Below are 15601 nucleotides of genomic sequence, written 5' to 3'. Positions count from 1 at the left end.
ATAATCCACCAAAAGTTTCTAAAAAAACAATAATAATAAATAAATTTCTGAGATAACTATATTTCCTAATACAAGTAAAAATCCGTATTTAGCAAAATCTTTGAACAAGATAGTTTTATTCTTAAACTGGGTTAACATAGCGAGTCCAATTATATTAGCGGATGCACCGATGGAAGTTGCATTTCCACCTAAACATGCACCCATCGCAAGAGAATACCATACTGGACTCAAATCACTAAAAATAACAGGCTGAACAACTTGTAAATGTTGAACAACTGGAATCATAGTCGCTGTAAAAGGGATATTATCAATAAATCCGGAAATTACGCTAGCAACAGGTAAAATAAACATAGAGAAAGATTTTACCGAATCTCCAGCAACTTTTACCATGACATTGGATAAATTAGCTATCAATCCTGTTTCTTCCATCGCTCCTGTGATAAGAAATAAACCAAAAAAGAACAAAAGGCTTTCCCATTCAACTTCGTTTAAAGTATCCCTCACCTGATTTGGTGCTAGTATTAGTAAAGAGAAAAACCCTGCTATTATGGCAATAGTGGAACTTTCTACACCTAAAAAATGTTGAGTAGAAAAAGCGATTATTACACTTACAAAAAGAATTATAGAAAGGAAAAAACTTTTTTTATCTTCGATCAAGTGAGAAGTATCAAAACTTTTTATACTCTCTTTATCGAATTTGATTTGAAGATCTTTTTTAAAAATTAATATAAAAAGCATATCCATGAACAAGATATTCATTAATGCAATTGGGTACATAACTAAAGCAAATTCTGAAAAAGAAAAGCCTGCAGCCGAGGCTATCATAATATTGGGTGGATCACCAATGATGGTTGCCATACCTCCAATGTTCGATGCAAAAATTTCCCCTAAAACATAAGGGAAATAATTGATTTTTAAAGAATCCGTTATAGCAAAGGTAATAGGTATAAAAACAAGTATTGTAGTAACGTTATCAATGAAACCTGAAATTAATGCAACCAAAAAAGTTAAGGAAATAAACAACATGTATCCGTTATGCCCAAATATTTTCAAAGTCTTAATACCTACATAAGAAAAAAGGCCAGTTCTACGAATAACGCTTACAAATAACATCATCCCGAGCAGTAAAAGAAGGGTGTTGAAATCGATATAATTTCTTATGGCTTCAATTTCGTCTGGAAAAACTCCGAATATAATAAGCACCGAAGCTCCTAACATGGCAACAATGGTTCTGTTAATTTTGTGGGTGATGATAAAAAACAATACTACAGCGAATACTATAAGGGTTACTAGTTCACTTGGTGACATAAATTAAAGGTTCCTCCTGATGTTATTATTTTTACTGTCTTTAAGAACTTTATAAATAGCGCCCCTTCGCCCCGCAGCCCACCCTATAAGGAAAAGAATCTGGACCCATTCATCCCTCAGCCGACCCTATAGGGATAAGAAGTTAGAAAAAAATGAAATTTACATATATTCCAGAAATTACTATATTCCCTAATAATATTATCAAACCGTATTTAGAAAACTCCCAAAAAGAAATTGTTTTCCCTTTAAATTGGGTTAAAAGACCTAACGCTATAACGTTCGCTGAAGCGGCTATTGGAGTTAAGTTCCCTCCCAAGCAAGCCCCCAATGATAACGAATACCAAATGGGGTCAAGATTACTAAATATGGAAGATTCAGAAATAGATAATTTTTCAATGACAGGTATCATTGCAGCCACTAAAGGAACATTATTTAAGAAACCAGTAAAGAAAGAAGAAATTGTTAGAATAGAAAGACTAAATATAAGTAAAGAGTTGCCAGCAAAATCGACCAGTATATTAGAAAAAGCGCTAATGATACCCGTTTCTTCAAGTGCACCGGCAATTAAAAATAAAGCAAGGAAAAACAAAATATTTTCCCATTCAACTTTAGATAATGTATCTTTCAAATCCTTTGGTCTAAGAATAAATAACGAGAAAAAGCCAGCAGCTAAGGCAACGGTTGAACTTTCTAAATTTAGCTCATGTTGTAAAGCAAAAGCTACGATAACCGCTCCAAACAAAAGTATAGACAAAATGAATTCTTTTTTGTTTTCTACAATATGAGATACATCAAAGTTTTTAATCGCTTCTTTGTCTATTTTAACGGATAAATCTTCCTTGAAGAAATATATCAATAAGAGAATGGCGAATACTAAATTGATCAATGTAACCGGATACATAATAAGAGCGAACTCTGAGAAAGAATAACCTGCCGCAGAAGCAATCATAATATTAGGAGGATCACCAATTATTGTTGCCATACCTCCAATATTTGATGCGAAAATTTCTCCTAAAACAAAAGGTAGATAATTAATGTTTAAAGAATCCGTAATGGCGAAAGTCATTGGAATAAAAACTAAAACAGTTGTGACATTGTCGATAAACCCAGAAAATAAAGCAACCAAAAAAATTAGAGAAATGAATAAGGTGTAAGTGTTATTCCCAAACAATTTTAACATAGAAATGCCTAAAAAGGTAAATATACCTGTCTTTCTTAAAGTCTCCACAAACACCATCATTCCAAGCAGTAACAAGAGGGTGTTATAATCCACGTAATCTTTTATTGCACCAATTTGATTAGGGAATACACCTACTCCTAATAGAAAAATAGCCCCCAACATTGCAATAAGCGTTCTATCTATTTTCTGAAAAACCATTCCTACAACAACTATTATGAAGACTATCAAAGATGTTAAAGCATATATTGACATATAATTCCTCCGAAAGGAACCATTCTTTTTTACAAATGTTTTTAAAGGATTCAATATCCCAAACTAATTATAGTTTAAAAAAAAGACAAAGTCAAATAAATCAATATTTCCTTTTAATTCTTATTGCATCGGTTAATCATATTGATTAAAATTAAGCATCCTAATATTGTATAATTAAATTAAAGATACAGACATTTAAAGTGCGGAGCGGGTCTAAGGGACCACAGGTCCCTTTCCTTAGAAGGGTGGGGAGCGGGGCGAAGGGGCGCTAACACAAAGGTTGGTGAATATATGCTCTTTATTAGATTTATCATCTTAGTTGTTATCTACCATTTACTAATATATGCAATAGGTCGATTTTTTCTAAAAAGAAAAGGTATTTATTTAGGAAATTTTATTTTAGGAATCTTCAGTATTGCTATTTCAATCTTTCTTATCTATCTTTCACCAATAAACTTCCAACAGGCTGGATTTCAAATAGGAAATTTTAAAAAAGGACTGTTTATGCTTCTAATTTCTTTAATTTTAATAATAGGATCTTTATTTAGTATGAGAAAAATGAGTCTTTCTGATCTCATGAAGATTCCCTACGGAAGTTTTCAAAATAACAAAATTATGTTATTACATGTTTGGTTGGTGGTAGGACCATCTGAAGAGCTATTTTATAGAGGATTTATCCAAGGAAATATAAGAATGTTTTTACCCGGTTCAGTTTTTTCTATTGAATATGCAACGATCATAGCAACAATAGTTTTTGTTTTTGCCCATTTAAACAATCTCTTCTTTGGCAGAGAAAGTATAAAACAATTTATAGGTCTTTTACCAGGAAGGATCATAATGGGGTCGATTTTGGGATACACCTTTCAAATTTCAAATAGCTTGATTTATCCTATCATAATACATACCCTCTCAGATGGATTAACTCTAACTTATTTAATTATTTTAAAGAAGCGATCCCTAAATAATTATCACTTATAGATAACAAGTGATTAAATCTTTTATTATATTTAAATTTAGTATTAATATAAAGCTTTTATTGTCAATTAAAAACAATCATAACCTTTTTTAAAGCCTCTCTTGACACAAAAGATTTTTTTGATATATAATTTTAGTGAAAATAATAAACAGTGAAAAGGGAGGCGGTGACAAATGTTAGAAAGAAGAAGAGACGACAGAGATGACAGAGAAGACTTGTTATCTCCATTTGATTTCTTCAATAGAGAGTTTGAAGACTTCTTTAGATCATTGCCTTTTGGAACGACCTCTCGTGGTGAGATGGATGTATATGAAACTGACGATGATTACATCGTAGAATGTGAATTACCTGGTTTAAACAAAAAAGATATAAAAGTTCAATTAAACAACGATCTATTAACCATATCCGCAGAAAAGAAAGAATCCGAAGAAGTAAAAAGAGGAAACGTATATAGGAGAGAAAGATACTTTGGTAGGATTGAACGAACTATAAGACTTCCAGAATACATTGACAAAGATAAAATCAAAGCTGAATATGAAAATGGAGTTTTAAAACTAACTATACCAAAAGTTGAGACAGCTAAAGGTGAAGGAAAAGAGATCAAAATTGAATAAAACTGACAATAATTAAGAAGGCAGGCGCAAGCCTGCTTTTTTTAATTATTTCAATAATCTTAAATGCAACTTATTGTAAATAAATTTTCTTAATAATTCTTAATTATGGTATAATAAAAAATATAAGCAACAACATCCAACTGAAAGAGGAGGAGATACCCATGGAGCATATAGTGAAGTTTAACATTGGAGAAGAAGAAATTCAAATAACTGATTTAACCCCTTTTCCAATCTTGCTTTGTGAGTTCTTGTACGAAGGAGATTTTGAGTTAATGAAAGCAGATTTAAAAAACAACTCAAAATTTATTGAAGAAGCAAAGAAAATCGAAAAACTTGTTGAACACTTACCCGGTTTAACCTCCAACTTTGTGATTTATCCTTTCGTCCTTTCCGAATTTTTGGCTTATTTTTCTGAGTTCCAAATCAATTACTCCGACCTAGTACATATTTCCTTGAATGGACTATTCGACACGGTCTTATTGGAAGCCGATAAAAAGAACTTCGAGTTCGTGAAAGATGTCGTAGATTTTATACTCAAAATTGATCCAAGTTTCGCTCCAGCCTACGAATTAATGGGCTCAGTGCTAGTAGAAAAAGGCGAAATGGAAGAGGGAGAAGAGTATTTAGAAAAAGCAGTTAAATTAGACCCTTGGAATATAGCAGCTTTGTCTGAATTAGGTGAACTATACTTTAATTTAGGCGAATACGAAAAAGCTGCTGAAATCTGGAAAAAAGAAATAGAACTTTCACCCAACAATTACGTAACTTACTTCATGATTGCAGATGCTTACATGCAAAAAGGAGATTATGAAAAAGCCGCCCACATTCTAGAAAAATTCCTAAATAGATTCCCCAACAGCGTTTTGGGTAAGTATGAGTTATCCACTATTTATGAGAAATTATCAAGAACTACAGAAGCCAATGAACTCAAAGAGGAAATTCTCAATACAACACCTGAATATTCAACCGACATAGAAGTTTGGGCTAAAGTAATGTTTGAAAACGGTAAATATAAAGAAGTTCAAAACTTCTTAGAAAAATATATAGACCAAGATAAAGAAAATGAACACTTTAAATTGTTATTGGTTATCCCCTACTTAAAGGTTAAGAAATTCGAAGAAGCCAAAAGTATATACCAAGAAATAAAAGATAAGTACATGTGGTACATCTATGGACTTGAAGAAATTCTGAACAAAAATTTAACCAAAGAGGAAATGGAAGTAATAGAAAAGGTGTAAAAAACACTGAGAAAGAATAAAAAGGTCCTAATTATCGTTTTATCTTATATAGTTGTAAATATGTTTGTCATACTCACCTCTTTTAACTGGCAAAATCTGTTTTTTGCTAATAGCCTTTTATACATAGGGTTATATGATTATTTCACCTTTATCATTCCTGATCTAGGAATAGTAGTTATTTTGACAATTGCTTTACTAAACTTTGATTACTTTAATCTTATTTTTACCATCATCACCTTTTTAATTACCTTTTATTATTGGCGAAATGGGAAAATGGGTTTTGGAGACGTGAAGTTTCTATCAGCCCTTTCTCTTCTTATTGGTATTTATATATTACCCGTAATAATTATCAGCATAATCCTAATTATTTTGTCGAACACAAAAAAGAAAGTCACCAAGATTCCATTAGGATTTTATGTAATGTTGAGCACATTTATTTTATATATTTTTAGGGGTGCTTGTTATATTCTATGATATTTTTACAGCTTTTATAGAAATTCCAGGTATTTTTATCTCACTCTGCATAATATTTTTAATAATCTTTCTAATAAGAAGGAAAAAATTATCTTTTCCTCTTTTAACAGTTTGCATTGTAATCTATGTATTTTCTTCTGGATGGTTTGCAAAAATAATCGTTTTACCATTGGAAAATAGATATCCTTCTGTGGATGTTTCTCAGTTGGATGATACTCAAGAAAAAGGGGTAATAGTTGTACTTGGAGGCGGAATAATTCCCGAAACTCCAAGGGAAGGATCCGGAGAGTTATCTGATAGCGCTATGAAAAGGGTATATGAAGGTTTCTTACTTTACAAAAAATTACAGTTTCCTATTGTTGTAACTGGCGGGAAACTCCTAGGCACAGAGATACCAGAAGCTCAAATAATGGAAGAAGAATTGCTAAAAATGGGAGTCAAACCAACAGATATTTTAGTAGAACCACTTGCCAAAAACACAAAGCAAAATGCAGAATTTACCCTTAAACTATTGGAAGACGGCGAAGTACAAAAGATATATTTAGTCACCAGCGCAATACATTTAACAAGAGCTATGAATTATTTCGAAAGTCACACAAATATAAATATTGTCCCCGTTCCCACGGATTATAAAATTTCCCGAGAAGAATTAAAATGGTATGATTTCTTACCGGATATGAGATTCCTAGAAGCAACTTCGTCTGCATGGCATGAATATTTGGGATTAGTCAAATTTAAAATTAGTGGGTAAAAGTTAGACCAAGCCGGCCAAAGAAGGGGGCGGGCTGCAGGGCGAAGCCCTTGTGCTGTTCTGTGCAAAAAGCTTTTTGCTGATTTGTGCAAAACGTTTTTATAATGCTTTAGAAACAATTTCCATATTCTCATTTGCGAAGCAAATGATGTTACGCGAATTTGGGGTTTTTAAGGGGCTTGCCCTTTTGCAGTCTTGTGCAAAAAACTTTTATTAAACAAAATTAGGTTTTGGGGTTTTTAAGGGGCTTGCCCCTTAACGCCCGGGTCCAAGGGACCGCAGGTCCCTTCCTTAAATGGGCGGGCTGCATGGGGCAAATGGGGTTAGACTCTTTTATCCTTATAGGGCGGGCAGCGGGGCGAAGGGGAGCTTTATAACAAACTTTCAAAGGAGGATCACAAATGGCTGAAAACAACAAAACACCTTACGAGTTTACCAATTATATAGTAAACACATTAAAATTAACTCCTTCAAATACCGCGATATTGTGTGTTGATTGTCAAAACGGATTTACCGAAAGATGTCCTAATGAACTTCCAGTAGCTGGAACAAATGAAGAGTGGATAGATCAGGTAAACGAATTTTTGACTTTAATCAAAGAGAAGGATTTTAAGATTTTTGCCAGTATGGATGATCATCCTGAAAATCACATCTCTTTTGAAAAATGGCCCCCTCACTGTATAAAAGGTACTTATGGGAACCAACTACTTATAAATACTTACGATTTCATTATAAAAAAAGGCGAAGAAGTAGATGGGGATAGCTATTCAGCATTTTACAAAGACATTGAAAGAAGAATTGAATCAGAATTAGACAAACTTTTGAGAAAGCATAAGATAGAAAATTTAATAGTTTTAGGCTTAGCAGGAGACGTATGCGTCATAGCAACGATAGAAGATGCGTTAAAACGAGGATATAAGGTATTCCCAATAAGCCAATATATAAAAGCTGTTAACAAAAAGGATATTAAAGAAATCGTAGAAGAAAAATTTGGTAGAATAATCTAGATCTAAAAAAATACGGGGAACAACAACCCCGTATTTTTTGGTCGGAGCGACTGGATTTGAACCAGCGACCTTCAACACCCCATGCTGACGCGCTACCAGCTGCGCTACGCTCCGGTTTACTCCAGAAAAATTATATCATATTTTCGAATGAACGTCAAATTTTTAGGAAACATTCCCTTTTTTCAATCGATAAGGTATCAATAGGTAAAATATTCCAAGTATGCTAGTAATTATTCCGAAGACAAAGAACAAACTTTTTAATGAAAAAAATACTGCCATTATCCCCGCAAAAGCATAAGAAAAAGGTCTCAGCGAATTATCTATCGTTGATCGCAAGGCAAAAACCCTTCCCCTTGTGTTTTCAGGGGTAATCCTTTGAATCAAAAGATTTTCATTGATATTTCCTATTTCAGTCATAACACCCAACATCAACAAGGCAACCAACACGTATATATAACTGTTTACTATACCAAGAGAAGCCAGGAATACTCCCGCCAAAACGGAGGATAGCATTAGTGCTACGTACTTCATTTTTATCTCTTTAACAGATGATAGAACAAGGGCGGTTATAAAAGAGCCTGCGCCCAACATTGTTTGCATAATTCCATACTCACCAGGACCTACTTTCAGTATCTCACTAGCCAATACGGGTAGGAAAACGAATATAGTGGTTCCAAAAAAATCATCTAAAGTCTCTAAGGTTATTAACCCTTTAAGCTGAACATCGGTCCATATCACTTTGAAACCTTCTTTTATATCGGAAAAAATTAGCCCATTTTTTTCAGCTTCCCTTTTTTTCTGCCCTTTTCTTCTACTTTAATGAACATTTCAGAAACTGCCGAAAAAATAAAAGTCAACCCATCGATTAAAATTGCCCATTTTATTCCCACTAAAGACACAATCACACCACCAATAGCCATCCCAATAAGTTGAGAAAGTCTATCTGTCATTGAAATCATGGCGTTAGCTTGAGAAAGCTCATCATCGTTTACCATAATCGGAATTAACGACAACAAAGCAGGACCAAATAAAGTACCACAGATCTGTAATCCAAAAATGGTTATTATCAATACCCAAATTTGATAGAAATATGTTCCAAAGAAAATACCAAGTAAAATAAGGATTCCACCACTTATTAAATCTGTTATCACAAGAATATTTTTCTTTTTCCATCTATCTGCCCAAACACCTGCAAAAGGAGAAAAAATAATATTCGTAACAGCTATAGTACTTAAAACAGTACTAACTGCACCTACCCCGCCTATCTCAGCTGCAGCCGACCAAAGAATGGCTATAATAAAAATAGCAGATCCGACACTGGATACTAGCCTACCGAAGAACAGAAGTAGAAAATCACGGTTTTTTATTAAAAGTTGTAACCCACCGGTTGATTTTGACATTTTATCTCCCCCTTTAAGATTTTGAATATAATAATAAATATTCTACAAAGATTATAATATACAACTTCAAAAAAATCAAGTATTTTATTAAAGTTTTTAAAGTAATGCCGTAATTTAAATAAAAAAGTAACTCCCGCATGCTACTTCGGGAGTTACTTATTAAGAGTAGATATTATTCCAATTCTTCAAATCTTGTTTCAAGCTTTTTTAATACTCCTGGAAGGGTAGTATATTCCATCTCTTCAGGTGGAAGCCTGTGTGGTTCGAAGGGACCTTGCACCCTTAGGTAATCTGCTAATTCCAAAGCTTTTTTCCGAGAGAGGTCAAAAGCAGGATCATCAAACAAATCTATGGGACCGATAAAATTACCGTGACTTATCTGGAAGCCAGCTGCAATTACACGAGGTGGCCCATCAAATCGTGTACATTGAGCATCTTTGAAAGAAACGGGCATTAAAGGACCATTATGTGAACCACGCATCCAGCCGCTGACTAAATAAGGTACGCTAAAGGGTTCTAAGACCTCTCCCAAAGCCGGTAAGCCTGATTGCGCTCTTACTAATGCAACTGGATCGTCCTTTCCCACATATTTTTCAGCGATAAAAAACAGCTTTTCTGTGCTTACTACTGCAACGGGTTCATCTTTAGGTAGAGGGCTAGAATCTTTGGGGAAAACACTTTTTATAACATATTTGCTTTTTGCACCTATCAAAGATAATAAAAGATACAAATCTTCTGGACATTTGAGAAAAATTCTTTTTCTTTCTTTTATATTCCATACTTCAAATACAAATCCATCAATTAGCAAAGGGTCTATAATCAATCCTGCGGTATTGAATGGATCCGCAAAAATCTTGTAAATGGGAAAGTTAAAAGAACCTGGTTCTGTTTTATCCATCATAAATGCAACTAAAGTTTCAGACCCACGTTCTGTAAATTCCATTTCTGCTATGCCTGGCCCCATTCCTTTAATATTTCCGCTGAAAGCGTCTGATAGCAGATCTTGACCGGCACCGTGTAACTTTAACTCTTTAGCAATCTTCGTTGCTGCTTCAAACGTTTCCCAAGCAAGTTTATGAATTTCTTCAGAATCAATCCCCTTACGATGACTCATAAGTAGTTGTAAATCATCGCCTACGTGTAAAACTCTGTAATCTACCAACAATCCTTTTTCTTTTGCCTCCGCCAAACACTCAGAGGCCTTTTCTTTAAGTTTGGGATGTACAGTTGAATGACCTGGAATTCCTCCAACATCTGCTTTTATTAAACTTACAGAAACTTTTTCCATCTTGATATCACCTCCACCAGTAATTTATTAATGATATTTAGAAACTCTAAAACTTTATATGTAATTCTCCAATACTCTGCACCCCCAACTATATTTTCCCAACTTGCAAGTTAATTATATGTGAATAAAATTGTTTAGTCAAAGACGATTATTCCTGTTTATAGCCGATTATAACTTTTTAGAGACGATCTTGGGCAGTATGAAAAAAATTTCATAGAAATCAGTTTTGTAATAAAAGTCCAACAAATTTCAAAAACTTGAAAATCAATTTTGTAAAAACTAAAAAATATTATAAAATTAGACATAGAAAGAAATGTGAAATATTTTCTATTTTGTAAGAAAGGTGAATGCAAGATGGGTTCTTTTTTATGGGTTCTTGAATCAACGGAAAAATACAGATTTCCTTACAGGGTAACTATTAGAAAAGAAGAAAAAATAATATTATCACTATTTGTCCAGGACAAATGGCCAGGTGCTGGTAAACATATCTTTTGCATGAGAGACATGGAAGAACCATCGAGCAATTACCAAGAGATTGAAAGGGTTCCGATTATATCGTTAAATCGTTATGGGAAAAGGTTGTCGGTAGTTCTTGACAGAGCACAAAACAAAAGATGCGACTTTCTCTTTTTAAAAAAGAAGTATAAGAATAAAGAAGGAGAATACGAACAGATATTTTGGAGAACGGAACAAGGACTAAAAGAACATCGCCCTAAAGTTAAATTAACAGCAAAAGGGAATCATCATCTTCATATATTGATCGACATAAATGAAAGATATCCATGGAAATTTGCCAATTGTAACGTTGAAAGAGCGCAGCTCAAAGCCGGCGATTATGCCTTGCTAAGTGAAAGCGGCATAATAGCGGTTGCTGAAAGAAAAACCTTTACCAATTTTATTGGAGACATTGGGAATTTGCCTCTTCTACACATGAAGCTTGGTGAATTAGCTAAATACAAACATTCTTCTTTCGTTGTTGAAGCAAATTACTCCGATTTTTTGAATCCATGTAAGCTGAAGGTGTACACACCATCCTATTTGTCTAAAGTTTTAGCTGAGATTTTTGCTTATCATCCTGGGTTTCAAATAATATTTGCTGGAAACAGAAAATTGGCAAATGAATGGACTTTACGGTTCTTTCAAGCGGTCATGTCACATGAAAAGGATAACATCCCAACTATTGTTTCAGAAGTGGCATCTAAATATGAAACTAAAAAAGATTTTACAGGGGGTATGTACTACGATATAAGAAGAGAAATACTTGAAGCTACTGAGGATACTTTCACTATAAATGAACTTAGGAAAAAATTCCCATTAACTTCTGATACTAAGATCAGAAAAGTGTTGAGCGATCTCAGAGAAGAAGGTTATATAGAAAATTTTGGCAAAGGCAAAAAAAGTGTGTGGAAAAAAACTTAGATTAACTAAGAAAAAATAAAATGTTGGAGGTTTTATTACTTGAAAATTGAGTATGATTGTATTCCATGTATATATAGACAAGTTCTCGAGGCAAGTAGAATGGCAGTCGGTGAGAACAGAAAAATTATTAAAGATATTTTGAATGAATATGCTCGAATGATCCCAGATATCACCGATGATGACTCTGCTCCTCAAATAGTTACTAGAATTCAAAATTATATAAAACAAAAAACAGAAAAAGACGATATATATTTAGAATTCAAAGAAAAAAATATAAAAGCTGCTCAACAATACTATCCAACTATAGAAAAGTTAGTTAAAAGTTCAGAAGATCCATTATTATCAGCTTTGATAATGTCAGCAGTTGGAAACTCTATAGATGCGGGGGTTAGCTTAAACGTTGATATAGAGGATAACGTCAAAAGAGCAATTGAAAACGGGTTTTCACATAGTGATTACCCCTTTTTTAAAGAACAATTATCTAATGCCAACAGTATACTAATTATAGCTGATAATGCGGGTGAAGCTGTTTTTGATAAATTACTCATTCAAGAATTATTGAAGTATAAAGTGAATCTTACTTATGCGGTCAGAGACAAGCCTATTTTAAACGATGTCACCATGAAAGAAGCAAAGAATATAGGAATTGATAGATACTGTTCTTTAATTTCAAGTGGATGCGATACCCCTGGAATAGTATTAAAAAACTCAAGTAAAGAGTTCCTACAAATATTTTCAAATGCAGATATTATAATCAGTAAAGGTCAAGGAAATTTAGAAGGATTATTGGATGAAAGTAGACCTATTTTCTATTTGTTAAAAATCAAATGTCATGTTATTGCAAAGAGGCTCAACGGTGGTCTAAAAACAGGTGATTTTGTATTCAAATATTACTAAAATATAAGGAGAGATACTATGAAGATAGCATTAGGCATAAAAGGAAACAGTGTAAACAAAGCACATTTTGGAATGTCTGAAAAATATAGAATATACGAATTAGAGGATGGCATGCTGAATTTTATTGAGGAAAGAATAAACGATAACTTTACTCAGCACAAACATTCAGAAGTTGAAGATATAATGAAAATCCTTTCGGATTGCAATGTTTGGGTAGCAAAGTCCATGGGGAAAAAGTCCAAAGAAGTAATCATGAATTTAGGATATACTCCCCTTATAATTAACTCTGACTCAATACAAGAAGCCGAAAAAGAGATTGTGAAAGCATTAAACCACAACTAAAAAAATTTAATACTCTTTGCTTTGATGGAGACATCTTCAACGTTTTTCAAATATACAAACCTAATTCATGAGGTATCTTAAAGTTTCTTATGACAATAAACCAAATTGACGAAGAGTCTCTACTGTCATTACCGTTAAAAAACATGTTTGAAATCGAGCAAAAAATATTTATTGAAATTATTAATAAAATTCTTGAATTAAAATCAAAAAATCCTGAAACTGATATTTCATTTTTAGAAACTAAAATTGACCAGATGGTTGATAAACTTTATGGTTTGACAAAGGAAGAGATAAAAAATTGTGGAAGGATCTTAATTATGTATATAAGATTTCTTATCAATGAAAACGGCTTGCCCTTTGAAGTGCCTGAATTGCGAACAATGCGCGCAGAGCTTGATGCCTTGGATGATGCTGGGCGGCTGGAATACCGCAATAATAATGCTTCCGAAATCGCGCAGCACGATGCTGCTAAATTTTTAATTGTCTCTGGTCCTGGCACCGGCAAGAGCCACTTATTTCTACAGAAAATTGATAATTGGTACCATAAAGAGCTGAATGCTAAAGTCGTTGTAACAAGTTTTGTGAGGAAACTAGTGGTAGATTTACAAAACGACATTGAAAGAGATGAAAAATTAAGCGATGAACAAAAAAAAGACCATTATGGTGTCCACCTTACATAAATTCGCCCGCAGTATTGTTGAAAAAAACCACGGAACAAAAGAATGGCCGTTTAAGCCACATTTTCGAATTATTGGACAATCTTGGAAAGAAATCGTTTGGAGCGATGTACTTGCTTTTTTCCAAGACAGAGATCAGACGGAATATAATTGGAAAAAGTTTGAAACACAATTACATGATGATAATTTTGAACAATCTAAAGATTGGACAGTACTTAAAGAAATCTATTTTAAACTTTGCCAGTTTTACAATGCGGCGGGTTTCGCAGATTTAATTTTGCGTGCCACGAAAGCCTTGAGTGAAAATTTTACTTTGAACGAAAATAATTACTTCATTATTGACGAGTATCAGGACTTCAACCTTTCAGAGGGAGCTTTTATTAATCAATTAACAAATAATTCTAAAGGTTTGCTTATTGTGGGAGATGATGAGCAAGTTCTCTATGAAAAATTGAAATCAGGTAAAGCAACGTTGATTCGTAATCTATACAAGAACACAGATTATGCCAAAGGAATGTTGCCATTCTGTAACAGGTGTAGTTTTCATATAACCAAAACAGCAGACCATTTCATTCAGCAAAACAAAGAAGAAAATTGTATAGAAAAAATATATTTGCCGCTTACAAATAACAGTAATGATCCAAAGGTGCAAATTATAGCCTGTGCTTCTTCATCTACAGCTGTAGATTACATTGAAAAATTTGTTACCGACTATAAGGCCGAAATTGATGAGCGGAAAAGACAATTAGAGAACGGAGAGGCAAAAGATGCTTTCTTGTTAGTTCTAACGCCAGCGGGGAAAATCAAATTTTACGGTAACGCAAAAGAGACTGTAAAAAGAATCGTTGCGGAATATCAGTCAGAGGCAAGATCATTCTCGACGGATTATTATAAAATACTAAGTTATTATTCACTTGCAAACAACCCTCAAAATAATTTTACATTTCGCAAGGTGCTTCGCCATGAGAATATTTCAAAAACACGTGTACATGAGTTTCTTGAGTATGCTATGCAGAGCGGGCAAAATTTAAGGAATTTGGACGAACAAGAAATTATAAATGCCATGGAAAAGGCTAACAACATCAAGGCCATTTTAGACGCCGAAAGCTCTATTATCGAGAAATTGGAAGGGATAGCTAATATTATCACAATTACGGGCAGAGCAAAACTTCAAGACGAAATGGAACGAGAAGCTATAAATCAGAAGGAAGTGGTCGGCTTGGAACACGAAGAGGAAGAAGAAGCAGAGTTGGAAGAAATTGAAGTAAAGCGAATGGGAGCTGTGGAACTAATGACAATTGTTTCAAGCAAAGGACTTTCAGCAGATCACGTCATTATTATTGGTTTTGATGATGTGAATATGAAATGGGTAACAAAAAATGCTTTTTATGTTGCAATGACGAGGGCAAGAAAAAGCTTGCATATCATTACCGCTTTGAAATCGGGTGGCGCTCATCAGGCTCATGCTTTCCTCGAACAACTACCAGACAATCATGTAGAATATTTCAGTTACAGAAAAAGGGACCATTTAAAAAAATCCTTACAGGGAAAGCAGAGATTTAAGAACTATCTCAACAATCTAAATTCTTCTTTTGCACTTTCGAAAAGAAATAACAAATCTCATTCTCACAAAGGGAGATAAATGTTATGAATACTATAATAAAACTAAGCCAAAGAATAGAAACATAAGATAGAACTCGCAAGATAATAAATACCTAATGCATTTGACTAGTTAGTTTATAATTTTTATGGTTTGACAAAAGATGAGATAAAAATAA

General features: G+C 33.6%; 16 protein-coding genes and 1 tRNA gene. 11 read left to right on the top strand and 6 right to left on the bottom strand.

Going from position 1 to position 15601, the window contains the following annotated elements:
• Positions 1-18: 18 nt before the first annotated feature.
• Together NAAC61_RS09310 and NAAC61_RS09305 are read right to left on the bottom strand one after the other, a co-directional pair.
• Positions 19-1308 (bottom strand): SLC13 family permease, encoded by a 1290-nt coding sequence (locus NAAC61_RS09310; RefSeq protein ID WP_202695860.1) that lies wholly within the window; start codon positions 1306-1308, stop codon positions 19-21.
• Between the two features lie 142 nt (positions 1309-1450).
• Positions 1451-2740 (bottom strand): SLC13 family permease, encoded by a 1290-nt coding sequence (locus NAAC61_RS09305; RefSeq protein WP_202695859.1) that lies wholly within the window; start codon positions 2738-2740, stop codon positions 1451-1453.
• A gap of 291 nt (positions 2741-3031) precedes the next feature.
• On the opposite strand from NAAC61_RS09305, the gene NAAC61_RS09300 reads away from it, so the two are divergent.
• From NAAC61_RS09300 to NAAC61_RS09275, 6 genes are all read left to right on the top strand, one after another.
• Entirely contained in the window at positions 3032-3718 is a 687-nt protein-coding gene (locus NAAC61_RS09300) for a CPBP family intramembrane glutamic endopeptidase (RefSeq protein WP_202695858.1), read from the top strand.
• A gap of 171 nt (positions 3719-3889) precedes the next feature.
• Positions 3890-4330 carry an Hsp20/alpha crystallin family protein gene (locus NAAC61_RS09295; RefSeq protein WP_202695857.1) on the top strand — a complete coding sequence of 147 codons (441 nt, stop codon included), beginning with the start codon at positions 3890-3892 and terminating at the stop codon, positions 4328-4330.
• Between the two features lie 161 nt (positions 4331-4491).
• Positions 4492-5568 (top strand): tetratricopeptide repeat protein, encoded by a 1077-nt coding sequence (locus NAAC61_RS09290; protein ID WP_202695856.1) that lies wholly within the window; start codon positions 4492-4494, stop codon positions 5566-5568.
• Between the two features lie 60 nt (positions 5569-5628).
• The gene (locus NAAC61_RS11390; RefSeq protein WP_202695855.1) at positions 5629-6042 is read left to right on the top strand and encodes a prepilin peptidase; all 414 of its coding nucleotides are present in this window, start codon (positions 5629-5631) and stop codon (positions 6040-6042) included.
• Positions 6023-6793: an ElyC/SanA/YdcF family protein gene (locus NAAC61_RS09280; RefSeq protein WP_202695854.1), complete on the top strand. Its 771-nt coding sequence runs from the start codon at positions 6023-6025 to the stop codon at positions 6791-6793. Before NAAC61_RS11390 ends, NAAC61_RS09280 begins: the two co-directional genes overlap by 20 nt.
• A 401-nt stretch (positions 6794-7194) precedes the next feature.
• The gene (locus tag NAAC61_RS09275; RefSeq protein ID WP_202695853.1) at positions 7195-7800 is read left to right on the top strand and encodes an isochorismatase family protein; all 606 of its coding nucleotides are present in this window, start codon (positions 7195-7197) and stop codon (positions 7798-7800) included.
• A gap of 38 nt (positions 7801-7838) precedes the next feature.
• Here the strand turns inward: NAAC61_RS09275 and NAAC61_RS09270 are convergent.
• The 4 genes from NAAC61_RS09270 to fbp all read right to left on the bottom strand — a co-directional run bounded on the left by NAAC61_RS09270 (position 7839) and on the right by fbp (position 10488).
• Positions 7839-7914, bottom strand: a tRNA-Pro gene (locus NAAC61_RS09270).
• Between the two features lie 48 nt (positions 7915-7962).
• A complete protein-coding gene (locus NAAC61_RS11130) occupies positions 7963-8538 on the bottom strand; it encodes an MFS transporter (protein WP_337920052.1) in 576 nt (191 codons plus the stop codon).
• 29 nt (positions 8539-8567) lie between these two features.
• Complete coding sequence (locus tag NAAC61_RS11125; protein ID WP_273542596.1) at positions 8568-9200, bottom strand: MFS transporter; 633 nt, start codon at positions 9198-9200, stop codon at positions 8568-8570.
• Positions 9201-9372: 172 nt separating this feature from the next.
• Positions 9373-10488: a fructose-1,6-bisphosphate aldolase/phosphatase gene (gene fbp, locus NAAC61_RS09260; RefSeq protein WP_202695852.1), complete on the bottom strand. Its 1116-nt coding sequence runs from the start codon at positions 10486-10488 to the stop codon at positions 9373-9375.
• Between the two features lie 354 nt (positions 10489-10842).
• Here fbp and NAAC61_RS09255 point away from each other — a divergent pair, with 354 nt between their 5' ends.
• From NAAC61_RS09255 to NAAC61_RS09235, 5 genes are all read left to right on the top strand, one after another.
• Positions 10843-11907 (top strand): ERCC4 domain-containing protein, encoded by a 1065-nt coding sequence (locus NAAC61_RS09255; RefSeq protein WP_202695851.1) that lies wholly within the window; start codon positions 10843-10845, stop codon positions 11905-11907.
• 39 nt (positions 11908-11946) lie between these two features.
• Positions 11947-12804, top strand: coding sequence for a damage-control phosphatase ARMT1 family protein (locus tag NAAC61_RS09250; RefSeq protein WP_202695850.1), 858 nt, complete (start codon positions 11947-11949; stop codon positions 12802-12804).
• An 18-nt stretch (positions 12805-12822) separates the two neighbouring features.
• A complete protein-coding gene (locus tag NAAC61_RS09245; protein WP_202695849.1) occupies positions 12823-13146 on the top strand; it encodes a NifB/NifX family molybdenum-iron cluster-binding protein in 324 nt (107 codons plus the stop codon).
• 89 nt (positions 13147-13235) lie between these two features.
• Positions 13236-13826: a hypothetical protein gene (locus NAAC61_RS09240; protein WP_202695848.1), complete on the top strand. Its 591-nt coding sequence runs from the start codon at positions 13236-13238 to the stop codon at positions 13824-13826.
• Positions 13786-15465: a UvrD-helicase domain-containing protein gene (locus NAAC61_RS09235; protein ID WP_202695847.1), complete on the top strand. Its 1680-nt coding sequence runs from the start codon at positions 13786-13788 to the stop codon at positions 15463-15465. The genes NAAC61_RS09240 and NAAC61_RS09235 overlap by 41 nt, the downstream gene beginning before the upstream one ends.
• The last annotated feature ends 136 nt before the right edge of the window (positions 15466-15601 follow it).

The sequence above is a fragment of the Petrotoga sp. 8T1HF07.NaAc.6.1 genome (assembly GCF_016772115.1).
GTDB classification, from domain to species: domain Bacteria; phylum Thermotogota; class Thermotogae; order Petrotogales; family Petrotogaceae; genus Petrotoga; species Petrotoga mobilis.
Note: the sequence above shows the minus strand (reverse complement) of the source record. Positions and strands in the feature narration are given on the sequence as shown.